Annotated in this window: 19 protein-coding genes and 4 pseudogenes; 16 read left to right on the top strand and 7 right to left on the bottom strand. The window is 62.3% G+C overall.

The features are described from left to right. Positions 1 to 2 precede the first annotated feature (2 nt). A complete protein-coding gene (locus tag N7E02_RS28980) occupies positions 3 to 1,259 on the bottom strand; it encodes a D-alanyl-D-alanine carboxypeptidase family protein (protein WP_286581301.1) in 1,257 nt (418 codons plus the stop codon). Between the two features lie 137 nt (positions 1,260 to 1,396). Beyond that, on the bottom strand, positions 1,397 to 2,884 hold the full coding sequence (gene glpK / locus N7E02_RS28985) for a glycerol kinase GlpK (RefSeq protein WP_286581302.1): 1,488 nt from the start codon (positions 2,882 to 2,884) through the stop codon (positions 1,397 to 1,399). A 541-nt stretch (positions 2,885 to 3,425) separates the two neighbouring features. Here glpK and N7E02_RS28990 point away from each other — a divergent pair. From N7E02_RS28990 to xdhC, 8 genes and pseudogenes are all read left to right on the top strand, one after another. Continuing rightward, complete coding sequence (locus N7E02_RS28990; protein WP_286581303.1) at positions 3,426 to 4,400, top strand: diguanylate cyclase; 975 nt, start codon at positions 3,426 to 3,428, stop codon at positions 4,398 to 4,400. 149 nt (positions 4,401 to 4,549) lie between these two features. Next, a pseudogene (locus tag N7E02_RS28995) lies at positions 4,550 to 5,325 on the top strand (3-hydroxybutyrate dehydrogenase). Positions 5,326 to 5,399: 74 nt separating this feature from the next. Then, positions 5,400 to 6,887 (top strand): xanthine dehydrogenase small subunit, encoded by a 1,488-nt coding sequence (xdhA, locus tag N7E02_RS29000; RefSeq protein ID WP_286581304.1) that lies wholly within the window; start codon positions 5,400 to 5,402, stop codon positions 6,885 to 6,887. Positions 6,888 to 7,114: 227 nt separating this feature from the next. Beyond that, positions 7,115 to 9,451 carry a xanthine dehydrogenase molybdopterin binding subunit gene (gene xdhB, locus N7E02_RS29005; protein WP_286581305.1) on the top strand — a complete coding sequence of 779 codons (2,337 nt, stop codon included), beginning with the start codon at positions 7,115 to 7,117 and terminating at the stop codon, positions 9,449 to 9,451. Positions 9,452 to 9,706: 255 nt separating this feature from the next. Continuing rightward, positions 9,707 to 10,141: a DUF2721 domain-containing protein gene (locus N7E02_RS29010; protein WP_286581306.1), complete on the top strand. Its 435-nt coding sequence runs from the start codon at positions 9,707 to 9,709 to the stop codon at positions 10,139 to 10,141. A gap of 126 nt (positions 10,142 to 10,267) precedes the next feature. Beyond that, entirely contained in the window at positions 10,268 to 10,768 is a 501-nt protein-coding gene (locus N7E02_RS29015; RefSeq protein WP_374730752.1) for a GNAT family N-acetyltransferase, read from the top strand. 63 nt (positions 10,769 to 10,831) lie between these two features. Then, on the top strand, positions 10,832 to 11,536 hold the full coding sequence (locus N7E02_RS29020) for a DUF899 family protein (protein WP_286581308.1): 705 nt from the start codon (positions 10,832 to 10,834) through the stop codon (positions 11,534 to 11,536). Between the two features lie 167 nt (positions 11,537 to 11,703). Beyond that, entirely contained in the window at positions 11,704 to 12,552 is an 849-nt protein-coding gene (gene xdhC / locus N7E02_RS29025) for a xanthine dehydrogenase accessory protein XdhC (protein ID WP_286581309.1), read from the top strand. Here the strand turns inward: xdhC and N7E02_RS29030 are convergent. Continuing rightward, a complete protein-coding gene (locus N7E02_RS29030; protein ID WP_286581310.1) occupies positions 12,526 to 12,777 on the bottom strand; it encodes a hypothetical protein in 252 nt (83 codons plus the stop codon). The genes xdhC and N7E02_RS29030 overlap by 27 nt on opposite strands. Positions 12,778 to 12,955: 178 nt before the next feature. Here N7E02_RS29030 and N7E02_RS29035 point away from each other — a divergent pair. Beyond that, positions 12,956 to 13,898, top strand: a pseudogene (locus tag N7E02_RS29035) (LysR substrate-binding domain-containing protein). Between the two features lie 7 nt (positions 13,899 to 13,905). Here the strand turns inward: N7E02_RS29035 and N7E02_RS29040 are convergent. Beyond that, the gene (locus N7E02_RS29040) at positions 13,906 to 14,139 is read right to left on the bottom strand and encodes a hypothetical protein (protein ID WP_286581311.1); all 234 of its coding nucleotides are present in this window, start codon (positions 14,137 to 14,139) and stop codon (positions 13,906 to 13,908) included. Positions 14,140 to 14,281: 142 nt separating this feature from the next. Here N7E02_RS29040 and N7E02_RS29045 point away from each other — a divergent pair, with 142 nt between their 5' ends. Further along, positions 14,282 to 15,178 carry a LysR substrate-binding domain-containing protein gene (locus N7E02_RS29045; RefSeq protein ID WP_286581312.1) on the top strand — a complete coding sequence of 299 codons (897 nt, stop codon included), beginning with the start codon at positions 14,282 to 14,284 and terminating at the stop codon, positions 15,176 to 15,178. Between the two features lie 19 nt (positions 15,179 to 15,197). On the opposite strand, the gene N7E02_RS29050 is transcribed toward N7E02_RS29045, so the two are convergent. Then, positions 15,198 to 15,530, bottom strand: coding sequence for a hypothetical protein (locus N7E02_RS29050; RefSeq protein ID WP_286584090.1), 333 nt, complete (start codon positions 15,528 to 15,530; stop codon positions 15,198 to 15,200). A gap of 463 nt (positions 15,531 to 15,993) precedes the next feature. Here N7E02_RS29050 and N7E02_RS29055 point away from each other — a divergent pair, with 463 nt between their 5' ends. The 5 genes and pseudogenes from N7E02_RS29055 (at position 15,994) to guaD (ending at position 21,658) form a co-directional block, all read left to right on the top strand. Beyond that, positions 15,994 to 16,986: a glycine betaine ABC transporter substrate-binding protein gene (locus tag N7E02_RS29055; protein ID WP_286581313.1), complete on the top strand. Its 993-nt coding sequence runs from the start codon at positions 15,994 to 15,996 to the stop codon at positions 16,984 to 16,986. An 84-nt stretch (positions 16,987 to 17,070) separates the two neighbouring features. Continuing rightward, positions 17,071 to 17,970 carry a helix-turn-helix domain-containing protein gene (locus N7E02_RS29060; RefSeq protein WP_286581314.1) on the top strand — a complete coding sequence of 300 codons (900 nt, stop codon included), beginning with the start codon at positions 17,071 to 17,073 and terminating at the stop codon, positions 17,968 to 17,970. A 160-nt stretch (positions 17,971 to 18,130) separates the two neighbouring features. Beyond that, on the top strand, positions 18,131 to 18,889 hold the full coding sequence (locus tag N7E02_RS29065) for an SDR family NAD(P)-dependent oxidoreductase (protein ID WP_286581315.1): 759 nt from the start codon (positions 18,131 to 18,133) through the stop codon (positions 18,887 to 18,889). 181 nt (positions 18,890 to 19,070) lie between these two features. Continuing rightward, a pseudogene (gene puuD, locus N7E02_RS29070) lies at positions 19,071 to 20,299 on the top strand (urate hydroxylase PuuD). Between the two features lie 37 nt (positions 20,300 to 20,336). Further along, positions 20,337 to 21,658 (top strand): annotated as a pseudogene (gene guaD, locus N7E02_RS29075) (guanine deaminase). Here the strand turns inward: guaD and N7E02_RS29080 are convergent. Next, positions 21,655 to 21,936, bottom strand: coding sequence for a type II toxin-antitoxin system RelE family toxin (locus tag N7E02_RS29080; protein ID WP_286581316.1), 282 nt, complete (start codon positions 21,934 to 21,936; stop codon positions 21,655 to 21,657). The pseudogene guaD and the gene N7E02_RS29080 overlap by 4 nt on opposite strands. Beyond that, positions 21,926 to 22,105 carry a type II toxin-antitoxin system Phd/YefM family antitoxin gene (locus N7E02_RS29085; RefSeq protein WP_353622935.1) on the bottom strand — a complete coding sequence of 60 codons (180 nt, stop codon included), beginning with the start codon at positions 22,103 to 22,105 and terminating at the stop codon, positions 21,926 to 21,928. Before N7E02_RS29085 ends, N7E02_RS29080 begins: the two co-directional genes overlap by 11 nt. Positions 22,106 to 22,452: 347 nt before the next feature. Between N7E02_RS29085 and N7E02_RS29090 the strand changes: the two genes are divergently transcribed. Further along, positions 22,453 to 23,397 carry an MYG1 family protein gene (locus tag N7E02_RS29090; protein ID WP_286581318.1) on the top strand — a complete coding sequence of 315 codons (945 nt, stop codon included), beginning with the start codon at positions 22,453 to 22,455 and terminating at the stop codon, positions 23,395 to 23,397. Positions 23,398 to 23,441: the final 44 nt, after the last annotated feature.

Raw genomic sequence — 23,441 nt, forward strand, 5'->3', positions numbered from 1 at the left:
CCTTAGCGCACCACGAAGCAGTCGATCGAGCGCTCTTTCAGCACGGAGCAGGCGCGTGTCGCCTCTTCCCGACCGGCGAAGCCGACGAGCCGGGCGCGAAACACTTCCTGGCGGCCGGAATAGGAACCCTCGACGCTCGGCGCGAGCTGGCCGAAATCGGAAAGCAGCGGCATTGCCTTTTCGAGCGCCGCCGAGGCGCTGGAGCGGCTGCCGGCTGCGGAAATCTGGATGCGCCAAAGCTCAGCACCACCAGCCTGCGTATCCGCGCTGGCGATCTCCGCCAGCGGTGCGACCTGGGGAACGCTGGCATAAGGCGTGACGCTGGCCGCGGCCTTTGCCGGCACGCCAACCGTGATCTCGCGGCGCTCGCTTGGAACAGGTAAAGCCGAGGCGACGGCAGTGCCCCCGCCCGAGCGCTTCTGGTCGCGCGTCGTGGCAACGGCGACACCCGGAAGAGCGCTTGCCCCCGGAACTGTCTGGTCGAGAAGTTCCTCCATCCGCGCGTCGCGCAGGCGCGCAGTCTTGCCGCCGAGCACCACGCCGATCAGCCGACGACCGTTGATGGTCACGGCACTGGCAAGGTTATAGCCGGACGCGTTGACGAAGCCGGTCTTGATCCCGTCCATGCCGGGATAGCGGTACATGAGGTTGTTGTGACCCTTGATCGTGCGCCCGCGGAAGGTAAACGAGCGCTGCGAGAAGATCTGGTATTCCTTGGGATAGTCGCGGATCAGCGCGATCGCCAGCACCGCCATGTCGCGCGCCGTGGTGACCTGTGCCTCGTCCGGCAGGCCGGACGCGTTGCGGAAGACCGTGTTGCGCATGCCGAGCTGGCGCGCTCTGGCCGTCATGATCGCGCCGAAACGCTCTTCCGAGCCGCCCAGATGGTCGCCCATCGCGGCGGCGGCATCATTGGCCGAGCGGATCGCCATGGCATAGACCGCTTCGCGCACGGTGATCGTCTGGCCGGCCTTCACGCCGAGCTTGAAGGGGATTTTCGACGCCGCGTTGGGCGTCATGACGATCTCGTCGTCCCAGCGGATCTTCCTCGCCTTCAACGCCTCGAAGGTGAGGTAGAGCGTCATCATCTTGGTCAGCGATGCGGGATGATTGAGCGTCTCGGCATTCTCCGACGCCAGAACCTTGCCGCTCGAAGCATCGTAGATGTAATGCGCATAGCCCGCCTCGGCGCCGCGGCTCGTCAACAGCAAGGCGAACGCAAGCGACGCAAACGCCATGATCCGTCGGATTGAAAGCATGAGCTCCCCTCTCGAAACCGCGGGACAGGATAGGCAATCGCGCCGTCGCCTGTATCGATACATCCCGCAATACCTCATGCCCGTGCCCCTGGTCAAACCTTAGGGTTAGACTGAAGTCTTGGCCGCACCGTTAAATATCAGGCGAGTGTCCGCTTTACCGCATCCTTCCAGCCGGCGATTTTCTGCTTGCGCAGCTTGGGCTTCATCTCCGGTTCGAAGCGCTTTTCGCGGGCCCAGGCCTTGGCAAATTCCTCCCGGCCGGGCCAGACACCGGCCTTGGAACCGGCAAGCCAGGCAGCGCCGAGCGCCGTTGTCTCGAGAATATGCGGGCGATCCACAGGCGCATCGAGAAGGTCGGCCAGCCGCTGCATCGTCCAGTCCGAGGCGACCATGCCGCCATCGACCCTCAGCACCCGGCGCCCGTCATGGCCGCGCCAGTCCTTGGTCATGGCATCCAGCAGATCACCGGTCTGGTAGCAGACCGATTCGAGCGTCGCTCGGGAGAATTCCGCAGGTCCCGTCGCCCGTGTCAGGCCGTAGATCGCGCCGCGCGCCTCCGCATCCCAATAGGGTGCACCGAGACCGGTAAAGGCCGGCACCAGATAGACGTCCTGGTTCGGATCGGCCTCGGCGGCAAGCTCGCCGCTCTGCCTGGCGTTGTCGATCACGCCCAGTCCGTCCCGCAGCCATTGCACAGCGGCACCGGCGATGAAGATAGAGCCTTCCAGCGCGTAGGTCGTCTTGCCGTTGAGGCGATAGGCGATGGTCGAGAGCAGCCGGTTCTTCGAGCGGACGAGATCCTTGCCGGTATTGAGCACGGCGAAGCAACCGGTGCCATAGGTGGATTTGACCATGCCCGGTTCGAAGCAGGCCTGACCGATCGTCGCCGCCTGCTGGTCGCCCGCGACGCCGAGGATCGGGATTTCCGCTCCGAAGATAGCCTTGTCGGTAACACCGAAATCGTCGGCGCAATCCTTCACCTCCGGCAGCATGGCCGACGGTATGCGCAGGATGTCGAGAAGCTCCTCGTCCCAGCGGTTGCGGGCGATGTCATAGATCAGCGTGCGCGAGGCGTTGGTGGCATCGGTGACGAAGCTTTTGCCGCCCGTCAGACGCCAGATCAGATAGGTATCGACCGTGCCGAAGCAGAGACGGCCGGAGGCGGCCTGCTTGCGGGCGCCCTTCACGTTGGACAGCAGCCAGGAAATCTTCGTGCCGGAAAAATAGGGATCGAGCAGCAGGCCGGTGCGGTGGGTGAAGAGCTTCTCCAGCCCCTGTTTCTTAAGCTTTTCGCATTGCTGCGCGGTGCGGCGGTCCTGCCAGACGATCGCATTGTAGATCGGCTTGCCGGTCTCCCGGTCCCAAACGATCGCGGTTTCGCGCTGGTTGGTGATGCCAATCGCGGCAATCGACTTGGCCTCGACCTTTGCCTCGGACAGCGCCCGCTTGATGGTCCAGAGCACGCTCTCCCAGATCTCTTCCGGATCGTGCTCCACCCAGCCCGATTTCGGAAAGATCTGCTTGAATTCCTTCTGCCCGACGCCGGCGATCTGCATCTTGCCGTCGAACACGATCGCGCGTGTCGATGTCGTGCCCTGGTCGATCGCCAGAATATAACCCGCCATGCTGTCCTCCTCACCATTCAGCGTGTCGCTCAAGGTTTTGAGCATTTGCCGCGAAGAGGGTCAACGGGTGCGTGAGCGGGTGGCTTGCTCCGTCATGGTGCGGGGCCGATCGGTACGAGAATTTGCTGTGCTCCGTCGTCGAACCAACAACGCGGCAATATGCGAATTTTCTAACACACCAGAAAATAAGCATAATCTCCAGCTGATCCACAGAAACCTGATTGGAAAACGCAAGAATATGCGGACGATGCATCATGGTTGATAAACGATGAACAGGAAGTAGCGACAGCCTTATCTGACAGCTCAGTGCGAGATCTGGCACTCGCCAAATGCCTGTCCGGCAGACCATAAAAACTAAATCTAAATTACATCAAGCTGATTGATCCCGACGAAAGGAGGACGCTCAGGCAACCGAGGGTATGGCTAGCCGTGTATTTCAGGCCTATAAAAGATCACATTTGAATAACTTGATTAACGCGTTCTTCGGCGGCGGCTTTCTAGCGTTAGCGCTGCATCATATGTCGATAGGAGAAAATTCGGAATGATTCCGATGACTTCGAGGCTCGCCCAGGCGGTGCAGTCCTCACTGACCATCAAGGTCTTCGCGATCTGCTTTCTGTCCGTGCACGTGCCGCTTCTGGTGTTCATCATCTACCTGGCGAGCGGCTTCGCTACACAACCTGAGCCTGTGCTCATCCTTCTGCTTGCCGCGACGCTTGCCGGTACGGCCATTTGCCTGATGACGCTCTGGTGGCTGATCCGCCCCCTGCGCCTGCTTGCCCAGGCGGTGAGGACCTATCAGGAGGACGGCACGCCGGTTCGCATGCAGCTCGACAGCCGTGACGAAATCGGCCTTCTGGCGACAAGCGTCACCTCCATGGTCGCGGAGACCGAAAACCTCATGGCGAAGCTTCGTCACCAGGCCATGACCGATCCCCTGACCGGGCTTGGAAACCGCCGCTGGCTGGCCGAGCGCTTGGGCGAGGAAATGTCGCGTGCCGAACGCCAGTGCCAGCCGCTCTCCGTCGTGGTCTTCGACCTCGACCGCTTCAAGGCGATCAACGACAGCCATGGCCATGAGACCGGCGACCGCGTGCTGATCGCCGTCGCCGAGATCGTCAAGACGTCGCTGCGCCGCTATGACCTTGCGGCCCGCATCGGCGGCGAGGAATTCTGTATCATCCTGCCGCAGACCTCGATCGACGATGCAGAAGTGATCAGCGAACGCCTGCGCGCCACGCTCGCCGCCACCGTCGTGCCGCCGCTGCGTCGCGGCCGGATGACCGCGAGCTTCGGCATCTGCGAAGCCGGTGCCGAGACGAGGCTCTCTATTCTTCTGCAGCGGGCAGACACCGCGCTTTACGAAGCCAAGCGAGACGGCCGCAACTGTGTCCGCCGCGCGGCCCCGGAGACGACGACCGAGTTGGCCGCCGCGGCTGCCGGCCTGACCCCGGTGGAAGATGCTGACAATGAAGGGCCCCAGCAGACGCAGCAGTCTGCAACCCAGGAACATTGATGTCGGCGCCGCTAATTTCATCGCGGCGCTGAGCTACCCCAAGAAACGACATTCAAGCCGCCCCGATGATCGGCCGTTGCCAGCATCGGGGTTTTGCGCATAGCTTCCGGAAAGCGGTGGAGGAGAAACCGCGTTCAGGGAGAGATCGCATGAAAAGATCCGTCGTCGTCACCGGCTCCACCAGCGGCATCGGGCTCGGCATCGCAAAGGCCTTCGCGGCCGACGGCGACAACGTCATCATCAACGGCTTCGGAGATGCACAGGAGATCGAGGCGATCCGCGCAGGCCTCGACGCGTCGGGTGACGGCTCGATCCTCTACCATCCGGCCGACATGACCAAGCCTGCCGAGATCGAGGACCTGATCGCGACGGCCGAGAAGAATTTCGGCACCGTCGATGTGCTGGTCAACAATGCCGGCATCCAGCATGTTGCCCGCATCGAGGAATTTCCGCCGGAAAAGTGGGACCAGCTGATCGCCATCCTCCTGTCGTCGGCATTCCACACGATGCGCCACGCCATTCCGCTGATGAAGGCATCCGGCAAGGGCCGCATCATCAATGTCGCCTCCGCCCACGGCCTCGTCGCCTCCCCTTCAAGTCGGCCTATGTCGCCGCCAAGCACGGCATCATGGGACTGACCAAGACGGCGGCGCTGGAACTGGCGCAGGACAATATCACCGTCAACGCCATCTGCCCCGGCTTCGTGCTGACGCCTCTCGTCGAGAAGCAGATCCCCGACCAGGCGCGCGAAAAGGGCATCACCGAGGCTGAGGTGAAGGACGAGGTCATGCTGCGCCTGCAGGCGACCAAGGAATTCGTCGGCATAGACGAGGTCGCATCCGCGGCGCTTTATCTGGCGAGCGACGCGGCAAAGAGCATGACCGGCACGCATATCTCCATCGACGGCGGCTGGACGGCGCAGTAGTATCAGGAATCGCGCACAATCCCAGCAAGCATGGCGCCCGGAAACAGATCGGGGCCTGCAGACGAAGGAGACAGATGAGTTCAGCCATCCGCTTCATTCTCAACGGCGAAGACGTGACACTCGGCGATTTTGCCCCGACGGACACGCTTCTGGATTATCTGCGCCTGAGGCGCCGGCTGACGGGGACGAAGGAAGGATGCGCGGAAGGCGATTGCGGCGCCTGCACCGTGCTGGTCGGACGACTGACCGAACAGGGCCTGCGCTACGAGAGCGTCAATGCCTGCATTCGCCTCACCGGCTCCCTGCACGGCACCCATGTCGTCACCGTCGAACATCTGGCCGGCGAGGATGGCACGCTGCATCCGGTCCAGCAGGCGATGGTCGACTGTCACGGCTCCCAATGCGGCTTCTGCACGCCGGGCTTCGTGATGTCGCTATATGGCCTGTGGCTCTCCAACGAAAACCCGAGCCGGGCGGAAATCGAAAGCGCGCTGCAGGGCAATCTCTGTCGATGCACGGGCTATGAACCGATCGTCAAAGCCGCCGAGAAGGTAGCGACAAGCCGCCCCAGCTCGCTCTTCGACCCGCTGGAGCGCGACCGGATGGAGATCACCGGCAAGCTGCTCTCGATGAAGACGTTTACCGACACGATCGTGGTGGAGAAGCTAGACGAAGCCGGCGTGACGCGCTCGATCGTGCCGGCTTCGATCCACGCCTTTGCGGAAATCCTGTCGCAGGAGCCGACCGCCACCATCGTCGCCGGCGCCACCGATGTCGGCCTGTGGGTGACGAAGCAATTGCGCCGCCTCGACCCGGTGATCTTCATCAGCCACCTGACCGAGCTGCAATCGATGGTCATCGAGGATAGAGGCATCACCATCGGCGCCGGCGTCAGCTATGCCGAGGCCCATGGCGTGCTTGAGGCGGTCATACCGGCTTTCGGCGGCCTGATCGACCGCATCGGCGGCCAGCAGGTGCGCAACATGGGCACGATAGGCGGCAATATCGCCAACGGCTCCCCGATCGGCGACATGCCGCCGCCGCTGATTGCGCTGGGCGCCGAACTGACGCTGCGCTCCCATTCCGGCCGTCGCACAATGCCGCTCGAAGACTATTTCATCGCCTATGGCAAGCAGGATCGGATTCCCGGCGAATTCGTCGAAAAGGTCTTTGTGCCGCGCCCGGCCGACGACAGCCATTTTGCCGTCTACAAGATCTCCAAGCGCCGCGACGAGGATATTTCCGCCCTCTGCGGCGCCTTCTACCTCGCGCTGGACGAGGACGGTCTGGTCGAGACGATCCGCATCGCCTTCGGCGGCATGGCGGCGACGCCAAAACGGGCGAAGTCCGTAGAGGAAGCGTTGACCGGCCGCCCATGGACCTGGAGCGTGATCGCCGCCGTCCGCGACGCTTTCGACGACGACTACCAGCCGCTGACCGACTGGCGCGCGACCAGCGAGTATCGCAGCCTGACGGCGAAGAACCTGCTGACGCGATTTTTCCTGGAGACGGCGGGGGCTCCGACGGAGCTGCGGCGGTTCGACGAGATGGAGGAGGCGTGAGGATGGTTGCGGACCATATGCTCCAACTGATCCTTCAAGTTACACGCGGACGGTGCGGCATACTCCCGGTGATCTCCCCCTTGTGGGGGAGATGTCACGAAGTGACAGAGGGGGTGGCGCGACAAACTCCGCGAGCGAAGGGTGCCTGGATTTACCCCCTCTGCCCTGCCGGGCATCTCCCCCACAAGGGGAGATCACCAAGTGGCAAGCCTCGGAGGCTCTATCTGATGGACAAGACCACCTTCGAGCTCAAGCCCTCGATCGACGCTCCGATGCATGCCTCGCTGAAACATGATTCAGCGCATAAGCATGTCACCGGAAGTGCCGAATATATCGACGATATTCCGGAACCCGCAGGCACGCTGCATGGCGGGCTTGGCCTGTCCGACCGGGCCCATGCCGAGATCGTCTCGATCGATCTCGACGCGGTGCGCTCCGCCCCCGGCGTCGTCTGGGTGATGACGGCCGACGATATTCCCGGCGAAAACGATGTTGCCTCGACCGGCAAGCATGACGAGCCGCTGCTGGCTGAAACCAGGGTCGAATTCCACGGCCAGCCGATCTTTGCCGTCTTTGCCGAGACCCGCGATCAGGCGCGCCGGGCGGCGAAGCTGGCAAAGATCGAATACCGCGACCTGCCCCACTGGACCGATATCGACGGCGCTCGCGAGAACGGCGCGCCTCTGGTCACAGAGCCAATGACGCTTAGACGCGGAGAGCCGGAGACGGAGATCGAAAAGCCGCCTCTGCGCATCCAGGCTTCCATGAATATCGGGGGCCAGGAGCATTTCTATCTCGAAGGCCATATCGCGATGGCCATTCCCGGCGAGGATGAGGATGTCACCGTCTGGTCCTCCACCCAGCATCCGAGCGAGGTGCAGCACATGGTTGCCCATGTTCTCGGCTGTTCCAACCATGCGGTCGAGGTGAAGACGCGGCGCATGGGCGGCGGCTTCGGCGGCAAGGAGACCCAGGGCAACCAGTTCGCGGCGCTGGCCGCCGTCGCAGCGAAGAAGCTGAAACGGGCGGTAAAATTCCGGCCGGACCGCGACGAGGACATGGTCGCCACCGGCAAGCGCCATGATTTCCGCGTCGATTACGACGTCGCCTTCGACGAGGACGGGCTGATCCATGCGGTCGATACGACCTATGCGGCGCGCTGCGGCTTTTCCGCCGATCTCTCCGGGCCGGTCACCGACCGGGCGCTGTTCCATGCGGATTCGAGCTATTATTACCCACATGTGCGCCTCAAATCGCAGCCGCTGAAGACCCACACCGTCTCCAACACCGCCTTCCGCGGCTTTGGCGGTCCGCAGGGGATGCTGGGCGCCGAGCGGATGATCGAGGATATCGCCTATGCCGTCGGCAAGGACCCGCTCGAAATCCGCAAGCTCAATTTCTACGGCCAGCGCGGATCGGGCCGCACGGTAACGCCCTATCACCAGGACATCCACGACAACATCATCGCCCGCATCGTCGACGAGCTGGAAGTCTCGTCGGATTATCAGGCGCGCCGGCAGGCGATCCTCGAATTCAACGAGAACAGTCCGGTGATCCGCAAGGGTATTGCCCTGACGCCGGTCAAATTCGGCATCTCCTTCACGCTCACCGCCTATAACCAGGCGGGCGCGCTGGTGCATGTCTACAATGACGGCTCGATCCACCTGAACCATGGCGGCACCGAGATGGGCCAGGGCCTCTACACCAAGGTGGCGCAGGTCGTGGCCGATGCCTTTCAGGTCGATATCGACCGGGTGAAGATCACCGCAACGACGACCGGCAAGGTGCCGAACACGTCGGCCACCGCCGCCTCCTCCGGCTCGGACCTGAACGGCATGGCAGCCTATGATGCCTGCCGCCAGATCAAGGAACGGCTGATCGATTTTGCCGTAAGGCAATGGAAGGTCACCCGCGACAAGATCGAATTCCTGCCCAACCGGGTGAAGATCGGCGGCGAGACGGTGCCCTTCGATACCTTCGTCAAGGCCGCCTATTTCGACCGCGTGCAATTGTCCGCCGCCGGCTTCTACAAGACGCCGAAGATCCACTGGGACCGCGCCGCCGGCCGCGGCCATCCCTTCTATTATTTCGCCTATGGAGCGGCGGTCTCGGAAGTCTCGATCGACACGTTGACCGGCGAATACATGATCGACCGCACTGATATCCTGCATGACGTCGGCCGCTCGCTGAACCCGGTGCTCGACATCGGCCAGATCGAGGGCGCCTTCGTGCAGGGCATGGGCTGGCTGACGACGGAGGAATTGTGGTGGGACGACAAGGGGCGGCTTCGCACCCATGCGCCCTCCACCTACAAGATCCCGCTTGCCTCCGACCGGCCGAAGGTCTTCAACGTGAAGCTCGCCGAATGGTCGGAAAATGCCGAACCGACCATCGGCCGCTCCAAGGCCGTCGGCGAACCGCCTTTCATGCTGGCGATCTCGGTGCTGGAAGCGATCTCCATGGCGGTGGCAAGCGTCGCCGACTATGCGGTCTGCCCAAGGTTGGACGCGCCCGCGACGCCTGAGAGGGTGCTGATGGCGGTGGAGCGGTTGAAGGCGATGTGAGGCCCACGGTTCTCCTCCCTTCTCCGGGTCTCGCGTCACAATTGTTCGCCCGGATCAACGCTCTGTCCTTTTGTCGGATATACCGTCCGCTCGGGCTAGCCGTACCTCGCCGGTGCCCCGGACTTGCTGGCACCGGGCGGGCGGGATAACCTGACCGTAAGAGTTCGCTTCGCAAGCCAGAACCTGCGCAAGCCTTCCTTGGGCTGGATGCCGCGTCCTGAGCCAGCGTCGAGGACATTTATTCGTGGAGGGTCCATGGACGCGCCGCTGATCATCAACGAATACGCCGAGATCATCCAGACGTCGCTGGCACCCGTTTTTCTTCTTGCCGGTACGGCGGCTTTCGTCAGCATCTACAGTTTGCGGCTTGGCAGGGTGGCGGACCGCCTCAATGAAGTCGGGGAGAGGGAATTGACCGGCGAAGACGGAAGGAGATGGCTGAACTACCTGAGATGCCGGACCCTTATCCTGGAAGTTGCCGTTGTCCTGGGCGTCCTTGCAGGCCTGTCCACCTGCGCTGCGATCCTCAATCTTCTCGGCGGCTCCCTTGCGATCCGCCTCCGACCGGAGAACCTGCCGTGGTTCTTCGGCGGTGCCATCGTGTGCCTGATGCTTTCGCTGATCGCATTCCTCATGGAGCTGATGATCGCGGGCAGAAGCATGCTTGTTCAGATGAAACGGCGCCCATAGCGTTTGGCAAAGGCCTTTCCTTCACGTGCAATTCGCCTGTCCTGTCTGGGGAGAAGGTTAGGGAGAGAGGCCGAAACGGAGTATAATGGGCGCTGCGGCCAACGAGGAGGAGGTAGGCACATGACCATCACGATCCGTCCGGAACGTCCCGGTGACGAGGGCGTCATTCATGACCTGACCCAGGCGGCGTTTGCACCGACGCCCTATAGCCAGGGCAATGAGGGTGCGATCGTAAGGGCGCTGAGGGCCGGTGGCGACCTCACCCTGTCGCTGGTGGCGGAGCAGGATGGCGAGATCGTCGGCCATGTCGCCTTCTCTCCGGTCGCGATCGACGGCCATCACAGCGACTGGTTCGGCCTCGGCCCGATCTCGGTGCGCGCCGACCGGCAGAAGCAGGGGATCGGCCGCGCCATGATCCGCGAGGGGCTGCACCGGTTGAAAGCCGAGGGCGCCATGGGCTGCGCGCTGATCGGCGATCCTGCCGTCTATGCCGGATCGGGCTTCGAGAACGACGGCCGCCTCTCCTATGAGGGCGTGCCGGAAATCTACGTCCAGCGCGTCGTCTTTTCCGGCCCGCCCCCGCATGGCGTCGTCACCTTCTCGCCGGCATTCGCCGCGACGGAGTGAACTTCACGGCGCATCTGACGTTATCGATGCGACGTAGAAAAGCTGGAAACCAGGGAGGAGACCATGGATTTCGCCAGCCTCAAGCCCGCAGCCGAACTGGCAAAGCTGCGGCACATGCCGTTTCCCGGCGAGAGCCCGGAATATAGCCGCGCCCGAGAAAAATTGCTGAAGGCGGAGATCGAGTTCCGCCGGCAAATGACCAAGCTCACTGAACAGCGCATGGCACTGCCGCCCGGCCCGGTGATCGACAAGGATTACCGCTTCCAGGACGGCACCGGGAGGGATCTGGCGCTGATCGATCTGTTCGGCGATCACGATACACTCGTCACCTATTTCTGGATGTACGGGCCGGAGCGGGAACGCCCCTGCCCCATGTGCACCAACTGGCTGGGCTCGGTGAACGGCAATGCCGCCGACATCAAGCAACGCGTGGCGCTGAAAATCCTCGGCCGCAGCCCGGTCGAGCGGCAGAAGGGCTTCGCCGCCGAGCGCGGCTGGTCCGATCTCGATTTTCTGCAGACCGTCGATGACACTTACGCGCAGGATCTCGGGCTTCTCAACGACGATGGGTCAGAGAACCCGGCGCTGACCGTCTATCGGCGCGACGGCGACAGGGTGCGGCTGTTCTGGGCGGGAGAAATGCCGGCAGCGGCCGCCGATCCCGGCCAGGACCCGCGCACGGCTCCTGACATCGCCTCGCTGTGGTCAGTACTGGATCTGACCCCGGAAGGCCGCGGCGACAACTGGTATCCAAAGCTGAGCTATTGAGCTTTGACTAAGGCTCAGAACAGATAGCCCAGCGGGATGCAGCCATCGATACCGGCGAGAGGCGGTCGCTCGGGACATGGGATCGGCCATGGCAACCTCCGATGGATATCGGGGGCAAGATGGCGTAGGCTAAAGGCAATCCAAGGGGTTCACGTCTCGTCATCGCCATGCCCGATCTTCCCTTCGCAACCTTTCTGGCCCTGCACCCGCGCACGATCCTCGTCGAACTCGTCGAGGCCAGGGGCTCGACGCCACGTGAGGCCGGCACGTTCATGCTGGTGGCGGATCGGGCTATCTGGGGGACGATCGGCGGCGGGCAGTTCGAATATATGGCGATCGACAATGCCCGGGCGATGCTCGCCGGCGGCGGCGAAGCCGTGATGACGATCCCGCTCGGTCCCGAGATCGGCCAGTGCTGCGGCGGGCGAACGCGTCTGTCCTTCAGCGAAGTTACCGGCCAGATCGCTGCGGCGCTCGGAGATAGGATGCGGAAGGAAGAGGACGCCCGGCGCCCGGTCTTCCTGTTCGGATCCGGGCATGTGGGGCTGGCCTTGGCAAGAGCGCTCACGCCCCTGCCCTTCGCCGTCACGGTGGTCGAGACCCGCGCCGAGGCGCTGGAAGATCTCCCCGGGGAAGTCGCTCGTCGGCTGACCGCCATGCCGGAGGGCTGCATCGCAGAGATTCCTTCCGGCGGTGCAGCGATCATCCTGACCCATGATCACGCCCTGGATTTCCTCATCGCCGAACGGGCCCTGTCGCGGCACGATCTCGGCTATGTCGGCATGATCGGCTCGGCCACCAAGCGGGTAACCTTTGCCCATTGGCTAAAGCGACAGGCGGGTGAGGACGGCGACGCAGAGGCGATGATGGGTCGCCTCGTTCTGCCGGTCGGCGGCTCCGTCGTCCGGGACAAGCGCCCGGCCGTGATCGCCGCCCTCATTGCCGCCGAACTGCTGCACAGGCTTCCGCCGATGCAACCGAAACCGACATCAGAACGGCAGATCGCGACCCACTGAGTTGCGCCTGTATTCCCAAAAATCATCCGAGCGCTCATGCGGCGGCGCCTCGAAGCCGACGTCGGCCCGCAGATCGTCCGGCAATTCCGTCGCCCGCGCATGTCCGCCGGATAGGAGATGGCGGAGAAAATTCGACAATGCCCAGCCGAAACCCGCCAACCGCTGACGAGCTGCACGACCTGCGGCGGACAGAATGGGCAAGCGATATGTGTCTTCGGAAAGCATGACCTGCTCCAAATCAAGTGTTGAGACTGTCGATAGCGTCGCTTGCAAGCCCAACCCGAGACACAGACCTGGCGTGCACGAAACGCTGTCGGACCTCAATGTCGGTGAAGAAGGCATCCCGCAGATTGCAGGCGAACTCCAATTCAATTACAACCGACACCGATAAAGAGAGGTTATGGTGAAACTGTCGCGCCGCTTCCCGCTCAATGCTCTGAGGGTTTTCGAGGCGGTTGCTCGCCTTGAGAATTTCACCCGCGCAGCCAAGGAACTCGGCATGACGCAGACCGCCGTCAGCTACCAGATCAAGCTGCTGGAAGAATTTCTCGGCGACGCCGTCTTCATCCGCAGACCGCGCGCGCTGCAGCTGACGGAAACAGGTGCGCGGCTGCTGCCGAAAGTGTCGGACGCCTTCGCGCTCCTCTCCGATGCGGTGAGCGACGCCCGGAAGGCGATGGGCAAACGCTGGAAATCCGGTCTCCGCCGACATTCGCCTCCCACTGGCTGTCGCCGCGCCTCGGTACGTTCAGGGCCGCCTATCCCGACATCACCGTTCGCCTTGTCCGTCTCATTGATGCGGCGGATCAGCCGGGCGGGACGCTTGATGTCGTCATCCGCATCTCGGCCGAGCCGCCGGAAGGGATGGTCAGCCATCCCCTCATGCGGCTTCGCTATTCGCCGATGATTTCGCCCGATCTGGCCACCAGCATCGGCGGCGTCCGTGCCCCTCCGATCTGCTCAGGCTGCCCTGGATTTCGGAAATAGACGGGACATGGCTCGACTGGTTCGAAGAGGCCAGGATCGATCCGGCATCGATCAGGCCGACCAGCCTCAATGCGCTGGGCGCTCAGGATCTGGAGGCACGGGCGGCAGTCTCCGGCCATGGCGTGGCAATGCTGAGCCCGTTCTTCTTCCGCGACGATCTTGCCGCCGGCCGCCTCGTCCAGCCCTTCGACCTATCGGTCGGTGACGGCAAGACCTATTTGCTGGCCTACCCACCAGCCCGGCGCAATGCGCGAAAAGTGGTCGCGTTCAGGCGCTGGATCGAGGATGCCATTACCGCCGACCTTTCCGAAGGAGACACGGGCGCCATTGCCCATGTCGATCTCGGCACGCCGGCCTGAGAAGTCCTCATAGCCAGGGGCGCGGCTGGCCGATGATCTCCCAGGCATCCGGCCGTGCGACGCGCTCCACCGTGCTCGGCGATACGCGTCCGTCGAGCATGCCGAGGTCGCGCAGATCGTGCTCGTTCAGGTCCTCGGCATCCACGGCGTTGTGTCCGTAACCGAAGCCGAAGAGCATTGCAGACAGATGTTCACTCCCGATTTTCAGGCGCAGAAGGCCCGTGCGCATACCATGGGTCATGGCCGCATCTCCTCTTTCCACCGCTGGCCGTTATTTCAACGGACCAGCATCGATTCAATTGATCTCTATGATTGGAGGATGCGCTCGTTTATGCTTCGTTTCCAACGAAACATCCGTCTGTATGGATCAAGAGAGCTTATCCATGAAAATGTCGAGACAGGTTCCGCTGAATGCGATGCGTGCCTTCGATGCCGCAGCCCGACGGATGAGCTTCACCAAGGCCGGCGAAGAACTCGGCATGACCCAGACGGCGGTCAGCTATCAGATCAAGCTTCTGGAAGACGTGCTGGGGGAGCCGCTTTTCCTGCGCCGCCCGCGGCAGGTGACGCTGACCGACGCCGGCGCGAGGCTGGCCCCCAAGATCGCAGAGGCTTTCGGCATCATGGACGAGGCCCTGGCGGGGACGAAGAGCCAGTCCGACAGCACGCTGATCATCCACACGACCGCAACCTTCGCCTCACGCTGGCTTGCCGCACATCTCGGCACGTTCCAACTGGAAAACCCGGGCATTGCGGTGCGGCTGGAAACCTCGCAGGAGATGGTGGATTTCACCCGCATCGAAGCGGATGTCGCAATCCGCAGCGGCAGCGGACAATGGCCGGGGCTGAAGGCCCATTTTCTGATGAAGAGCGATTTCACGCCGATGCTGAGCCCGGCATTGGCCGAAACAATCGGCGGCGTTCGCGAGCCGGCCGATATCCTCAAACTCCGCATCATAGACCCCGGCGACATCTGGTGGCCGCTCTGGTTTGCGGCGGCCGGCCTGCCGGAAGCCGATCTCGAAGGCCGGCCGATAAGCCGTTTCGGTGCGCAGTCCTTTGAAGCGGCGGCCGCGATCGCCGGCCAGGGCGTGGCGATCCTGAAGCCGGAATTCTATACCGACGACGTGGCGCTCGGCCGTCTGATCCAGCCCTTCGACCTACGTGCGACCGACGGCAGCGACTATTGGTTCGCCTATCCGGAAGCACGCCGGAATTCGAACAAGATCCGCGCCTTCCGCGACTTTATGCGCAAGAAGATGCCGACCTTCCAGGATTAATACCCGGCCTCGCTGCCGCTCAATAGCTCATGTCGGGCGCATAGAAGCAGCGCAGCGTGTCCTCGGTCGGATAGAGGCAGAGGTGATATTCCTCGTCCTTCGACCGGCGCGCCTCGCTTTGCGGCATGGTGAAATGGTGAGGCTTGGTGATCATCCGATGATCGCCGGGCCCGAGCAAAATTTCATAGCCCTGATTGGTAACGCGGACATTCCGCGTCGAGATCATCTGGCAATCACCACTATGGGCGTCGCCATTGCAGCAATAGCCGTCATATTTCCACTTTATTCCGGTCGGGCTATGGGCTTCGTGGGCGTTGGCCGAAAGCCCCCTCCCATGCCAGTTACGCCGGATACAAACGCAATCATCGCACCGGTCAGAATAGAACACCTGTGTTTGGGCATCAGCCTGTTCTCCGTTGATGGATGCCATCACCGGCGGCGTGCCAGACGCAATACTCCGGCACCGCCGGTTGAATTTGCAAGTCCTACAATACGCGAGTCGCCTTAGCCGGCTAAGCCCGAAATATTGCGATGCACCAAATATATTTTAGCAATCAATCATATTGAAGCTGCGGCACGGTGAACTCCCCGGGGCGATTTCAGGTTCCATGTCGGGAACAATTTATTCGGAAGCTCCGCCATGGTCGGACCGCCCCAACCGGGAGGCGAGGCTTGAGCAAGCGCGATTGGATCAAACCGAGCCGTTCCATCTCCTGTGGGTAAGTACCGATTTCACAAAACCGACATGCCGTGGCAGCGGATCTGTGGCACTAGGCCCCGTCATTTCAATGCGCGTCCTTCATCGGAGACCCATGATGAAAAAGCTCCTTGCCTCAGCGATCCTCACAGCCGAGCTCAGCGCCTTCGCCGGCGGCGCCCGGGCCGATTGCGGCTCTGTATCGATCGCCGAGATGAACTGGGCCTCCGCTGGCGTCGCGGCCAATGTCGACAAGATCATCCTCGAGGAAGGCTATGGCTGTTCGGTCGAGATGGTCACCGGCGATACGCTGCCGACCTTCACCTCGATGAACGAGAAGGGCCAACCGGACATCGCGCCGGAACTGTGGATCAACGCGGTGCGCACGCCGCTGGACAAGGCCGTCGGCGAAGGCCGGCTGGTGATCGCCGCCGAAATCCTGTCGGAAGGCGGCCAGGATGGCTGGTGGATCCCGAAATTCCTCGCCGACGCCCATCCGGAGATCAAGACCGTGCAGCAGGCGCTGGAACGCCCCGACCTCTTCCCTCCTCCGACGATCCGTCCAAGGGCGCGATCTACAATTGCCCCCGGCTGGCAGTGCCAGGCCTCGCTCGGCAATCTATTCCGTGCGCTGGATGGCGAGAAGAAAGGTTTCGAGATCGTCGAGACCGGCTCCGGTGCCGCGCTCGATGGGACGATTGCCTCCGCCTTCGAGAAGAAGACCGGCTGGCTCGGCTATTACTGGTCGCCGACCGCCATCCTAGGCAAATACGAGATGGTGCGCCTCTCCTTCGGCGTGCCCCATGACAAGGCCGAATGGGATGCCTGCACCTCGGTCATCGATTGCGCCGAACCGAAGGTCAATTCCTATCCGGTCTCGGAAGTCTACAGCGTCGTGACCAAGCGTTTTGCTGACGAGGCAGGCGTGGCGTTGGACTACATGAAGAAGCGCAAATGGGCCAATACCACGGTCAACAGCGTGCTGGCCTGGCAGATCGACAACCAGGGCACCTATGAGGATGCGGCACGGCATTTCCTCGAAACCATGCCGGACGTCTGGACCCAGTGGGTGAGCCCCGAGGTCGCAGAAAAGGTCGAGGCGGCGCTCTGAGACGAGCGCATGGGCAAAGACCCTTGAACTTGGCGATACGCGCAACATCTCCTGCGCGTATCCAATCAACTACGGCAACGCCTGATGTACCTGCTCTCATCGCCCGAAGGATTGCGGCGCCACATCAACGGCACGCTGTTGACCCGCAATGCGGCCTCCGCATGGGGCAGCATATCGGTCCAGATCCTTTCGCATGAGGCATCGGAAAGCTCGCTTCTGGTTCCGGCGGTCGCCGAGCCGCTTCTCGTCTGGATCGTCTCCGGTGCGGTGCACATCGAGGAGCGGGAATTTGGCGGCGACTGGATCGCCAGCGACGTATCGGCCGGCAGCTTCTATCTCACCCATAGCCCGACACCCTATGAAATGCGCTGGCAGACAGTGTCCGGCGAGCCCTTCGTCGTCATGCATCTCTATCTCGGGCTCGGCATCTACCAGCGCGCCGTGGCGGAAGTCTGGGGCAGGCAGGCCGAAGGGGAATATCACCTGCGGGATGTCTCCGGCGTGCGGGACGAAACGATATCGCGCCTGATGGAGATGATCCGCACCGAGGTCGCAGGGAGTGCCTACAAGAGCGAGATGTATCTCGATGGCCTGGCGCAATCCCTCGCCATTCACATCGTCAGGCACTACGGCGATATCGAACAATCACTGGCCCTGCGCCGCGGCGCACTGCCGGCGTTCAAGCTGCAGCGGGTGACGCAGGTAATGGAGGCCGGGCTCGACAAACCCTTCAGTCTGGAAAGCCTCGCAGGCGAGGCTGGTCTCAGCCCCTACCATTTCTCGCGCATGTTCAAGCAGTCGACCGGCTCGTCACCCTCGGAATATTTCATCCAGATGAAGATCGCCAAGGCCCGCCGCCTGCTCAGGGAAACCGAGCTGAACATCGTCTCGATCGCACTCGACCTCGGCTATGCGAGCCCGAGCCATTTTGCCCGCGTCTTCAAGCGCCAGATCGGCGTCACGCCGCGCGAATACCGCAGCTGACACCTGCCCGAACGCGGTTCGCCGCAAGATCGCGCTACTATCCGCAAGCCGCCGCGCGAAGCCTACGCCCCAATTTCGTAATCACCACTCATCTTTCAGGCGGCAGTCAGCGGCCTGGAAGCAGGAGCACAATCCTGATTGCTTTTCCAAGGAGGCCATCATGGCTGACAATGAAATGGTGAACGAAATCAAGGGCAAGGTCGCAATCGTAACCGGTGCGGCCAGCGGCATCGGCCGTGGCATCGCCGAGCTCTTCGTTGAGCGCGGCGCCAAGGTCATCGCCGTCGACAAGAATGACGCGGTCTATGGCATGGCGTCCGACAGTTTGGTGCCGCTGACGGCGGACGTGACTGCCGACGGCAGCGCAGAGCAGGCCGTCACCACGGCACTCGACCGTTTCGGCACGCTCGACATCCTCGTCAACAATGCCGGCTACATCAACTACCGCAATGTCGTCGATACGACGCGCGAGGAATGGGAAAAGGTGATGGCGATCAACGCCACCGGCTATTTCCTCTTCTCCCGCGAGGCAGCCAAGGCGATGATCCCGAACGGCAAGGGCGCGATCGTCAACATCGCCTCCTATGCCTCGTTCTTCGCCTTTCCGGGCATTGCGCCCTATGCCGCATCAAAGGGCGCGGTGGCGCAGTTGACCCGCGCTCTGGCGCTCGAAGTCGCGCCGCACGGCATCCGCGTCAATGCCGTCGGCGCCGGCGATGTCGTGACCAACCTGCTCGACACGTTCCGCGACGACGGCCGCGAATTCCTGACAGAACACGGCAAGTCGGCGCCGATCGGCCGCTCCGCAGAACCGCGCGAAATTGCCGAGGCTGTCGCGTTCCTGGCGTCGGACCGGGCAAGCTTCGTGATCGGCTCGATCTTCATGGTCGATGGCGGGTTCAGCGTCCAGATCGCCTGAACCACCGGAAGGCCCGGCCGGCAGACGGCCGGGCACTCCCGCTGTTGCTGCGCACGAAGCGCAAGGCGCCGGCGCTCTCCTGGCAGATCCGGATTTTCCGCCTCCGTCGCCGATCCCTCCCTTCCCTCCACCGCTTTTTTTGCCCACAGTGTCGAGTCGGCAGAGGAAGCGGGGAAGACGAATGTATGAATATGCCATCGCCTGGGAATGGCTGAGTTTTGCGGCCCGCTGGTTCCACGTCATTACCGCGATCGCCTGGATCGGCTCGTCCTTTTATTTCATCGCGCTCGATCTCGGACTGGTGAAGCGGCCGCATCTGCCGGTGGGCGCCCATGGCGAGGAGTGGCAGGTCCATGGCGGCGGCTTCTATCACATCCAAAAATATCTGGTCGCGCCGGCGCAGATGCCCGAGCACCTGACCTGGTTCAAATACGAGAGCTATTTCACCTGGCTCTCCGGCTTCCTGATGCTCTGTATCGTCTATTACGGCGGTGCCGACCTCTTCCTCATCGACCGCAGCGTGATGGACCTTCAGCCTTGGCAAGCGATCTGTCTGTCGCTGGCGTCGCTCGGCGTCGGCTGGATCGTCTATGACCAGCTCTGCAAGTCGCCGCTCGGCGACAATACCTGGGGCCTGATGATCCTCCTCTATATCGTGCTCGTCGCGATGGCCTGGGGCTATACGCAGGTCTTTACCGGCCGCGCCGCCTTCCTGCATCTCGGCGCTTTCACGGCAACGATCATGTCGGCCAACGTCTTCATGATCATCATCCCCAACCAGAAGGTCGTCGTCGCCGATCTGATCGCCGGGCGCACGCCGGACGCCAAATACGGAAAGATCGCCAAGCAGCGTTCGCTGCACAACAACTACCTGACGCTGCCCGTCATCTTCTTCATGCTGTCGAACCACTACCCGCTGGCATTTGCCACTCAGTTCAACTGGGTGATCGCAGCACTCGTCTTTCTGATGGGCGTGACGATCCGGCACTGGTTCAACACGACCCATGCCAGGAAGGAAAGCCGACCTGGACATGGCTGGTGGCGGTGATCCTCTTCATCCTGATCATGTGGCTGTCCACTGTGCCGAAAGTGCTGACCGGGGAGACGGAGACCGCGATGACGCCGGTCCAGCAGAAGTTTGCTTCCGACACCCATTTCATCGCCGCCCGCGACGTCGTGCAGGCTCGCTGTTCGATGTGCCATGCCGCCGAGCCGGTCTGGGAAGGCATCACCTTCACGCCGAAATCGGTGAAGCTGGAGACCGACGCGGAGATTGCCTCTCACGCCCGGGAGATCTACATCCAGGCCGGACGAAGCCATGCCATGCCGCCGGGCAATGTCACCGACATCTCGCCAGAGGAACGGAAGTTGCTGACCGCGTGGTATGAAAGCGCGGTCGCTTCGAAATAGGCATGCAGAAACACGATCTGCCGAAACAGGATTTGCAATGACCACACTCATCCGCGGACGCCTTCTCTCCTTCAAACGGGCGCCGCAGTCGCTGACCGACAGCGACAGCTATCTTTACGAACATGACGGCGGCCTGCTGGTCGGTGACGACGGCCGCATCGCCGCGGTTGGTGACTACGCTGCCGTGAAGGCAGATGCGCCTGAAGACGTTGCGGAGATCGACCATCGCCCGCACCTCATCCTGCCCGGCTTTATCGACACCCATGTGCATTTCCCGCAGATGCAGGTGATCGCCTCCTATGCCGCGAACCTGCTGGAATGGCTGAACACCTATACGTTCCCCGAGGAATGCCGCTTTGTCGAAAGCGATCACGCGGCACGCATCGCCACCCATTTCTACGACGAGTTCCTGCGTCACGGCACGACGACCGCCGTCGCCTATTGCTCCGTCCACAAGACCTCCGCCGACGCCTTCTTTGCAGAAGCCATGAAGCGCAACATGTGCATGGTAGGCGGCAAGGTGATGATGGACCGCAATGCCCCTCAGGGCCTGCTCGACACGCCGGAAATGGGCTATGACGAGACCCGCGCGGTGATCGAACAATGGCACGGCAAGGGACGCAACCACGTCGCCATCACGCCGCGCTTCGCCATCACCTCGACGCCGCAGCAGATGAAGGCGGCCCAGGCGCTGGCGCAGGAATTTCCGGATCTGTTCATCCAGACCCATCTGTCGGAAAACCACGACGAGATCCGCTACACCTGCGAGCTCTATCCCGAAGCGACCGACTATACCGACATCTATGCCCGCTACGGGCTGCTCGGAAAGAAGACCCTGCTCGGTCACGCGATCCATCTTTCCGAACGCGAAACGGATGCGCTGGCGGAAGCCGGCTCGATCGCCGTCCACTGCCCGACCTCCAACCTCTTCCTCGGCTCCGGCCTGTTTCCGTTGAAGGCGCTGATGCGAAGGAGAAGCCGGTGCGCGTCTCCGTCGCCACCGATATCGGCGGCGGATCGAGCTATTCGATGCTGAAGACGATGGACGAGGCCTACAAGATCCAGCAATTGCTGGGCGAGCGCCTGAACCCGCTCGAAAGCTTCTACCTGATGACCAGAGGCAATGCCGAGGCGCTGTCGATGGAGGAAGAGATCGGCACGCTCGACGAGGGCTCGATGGCCGATCTCGTGGTGCTCGGCGCCGCGCCGACACCGGCGATGAAGCTCAGGATGGAGACGGTAAAGACGCTGCCCGAAGAGCTGTTCCTGATGCAGACCATGGGCGATGATCGCGCGGTGGTGGAGACCTATGTCGCGGGCGTGGCGATGAAAAGCGACCTTCAGGCCTCTCTTATCTAGCGATTCCTGGCAATCTCGTAGACCTCGGAACGCTCCCGCTTTCCAACGGCGATGACCACGACCGTTACCCTCTCATCCTCGACGCGATAAACGAGTCGGTAACCTGCGGTACGCAACTTAATCTTGTAGTGATCGGCCATGCCGCGCAGTGCATCCGGCGGGACGCGGGGGTTTAGGAGCCGTTCCGCCAGCTTCTTCCTGAACTGCTCGCGCAATGTGGCGCCGAGCTTGTCCCATTCCTTGCGGGCCGATGGCAGGAATTCGAGCCTATAGCTCATCGATATCGACCGGCACGCCCTTCTCGTCGGCACGAGCCTTGATGATTTCAACCAGTGCATGGTCGTCGAGAGCGTCGATCATGGCCTCGTAAGTGTCGGCCGGTACCATGTAGGCCATGACCTTGTTGTGGTTTAAAATCGCGATAGGAGAGCCGCTTGCTCCTTCGATGACTGCGCTCGGATTTTTTTCAGGTCAGACACGCTCACCGCGATCGCTGCCTCAACTCTTTGCATCATAGATAGATCCTAAAACAGGTCTGAATTCAGCACTATTTATATCACGGATTTTCTGATGGTGCATAGCACGGCCTCGCCGACCTGCTTCACATCCTGATGCCAGCTGCCGGACGACGTGAACGCCGAGCCTAAGAACTTACTCATACATACATTCCTGGGCACCACGCCGATATTAAGCAAGCCAAGGCTTTCCGGCGTTGCCATATTGAGAAGGCGCGCGCGAATGGCTATCACGTGATCCCACAACCGACCCGAACACGAACGAAGGCGCGCCTCGGCATGACCCCAGATTACCTCGTCACCCATTCCGGTGGCTTTCATGCCGACGAGCTTCTGTCGAGCGTCATCCTGACGCGGCTTTTCCCGAACGCCAAACTGGTGCGCAGCCGCGCGCCCGAGTGGATCACGCCCGGCCCCGATCGCGTCATCTATGATGTGGGTGGCGCCTATGATGCCGAAGCGGGCATTTTCGACCATCACCAACGCGGCGCACCGCTGCGCGACGACGGCCAGCCCTACAGCTCGTTCGGGCTGATCTGGAAGCATTTCGGCCGCGACTATCTTGCGGCATCGAACGTCCCGGCAGAGCACATTGAACAGCTGCACGCTTCCTTCGACGCAAGCTTCGTGCTGCCGATCGACCTTACCGACAATGGCGCACTCAGCCCCTCCGGCCCGCTCGCAGGTCTCACCCTTCCGGCGCTGCTGGAAACCCTGAAGCCGGTCTTCGACGAAACCGATCCCGAGGCTGAAACGCGCTGCTTCCACACCGCGCTCGGCATTGCCCGCAGCTTCGTTGAGGCGCGGATCGCCGGCCAGGCGGCAAAGCTTCGCGCCGAAGCTCTGGTGCTCAAGGCCATCGAAAAGGCCGGCAGCGGCCACGTTCTGGAACTGCCGATGGGCATGCCCTTCCGCCCGGCGATCGTGAAAGCCGGCGCCGATCATCTGTTGTTCGTCGTCCACCCGCGCGGCGACAAGGACTGGTGCCTGACCACCATCCGCCGCAGCGACGAGGGCTTCGAGGCGCGCGCCGACCTGCCGGCCGCCTGGGCAGGCCTGACCAACGGCGATCTGGAAGCGGCAAGCGGCGTCAAGGGCGCGAGCTTCTGCCACAACGCCCGCTTCATCGCCGCCGCTAAGAGCCGCGAGGCGGCCCTTGCCATGGCCGATATCGCTGTTGCCGAAGCGACGGGTGCGCAAATACAGGTGCTGGAAACGGAATGACCCATCGACCTCGCAAGAGGCCGTTGCCGAATCTATTACAAGCG

Origin of the sequence: Terrirhizobium terrae, from assembly GCF_030323265.1 — a bacterium.
Lineage (GTDB): Bacteria > Pseudomonadota > Alphaproteobacteria > Rhizobiales > Rhizobiaceae > Neorhizobium.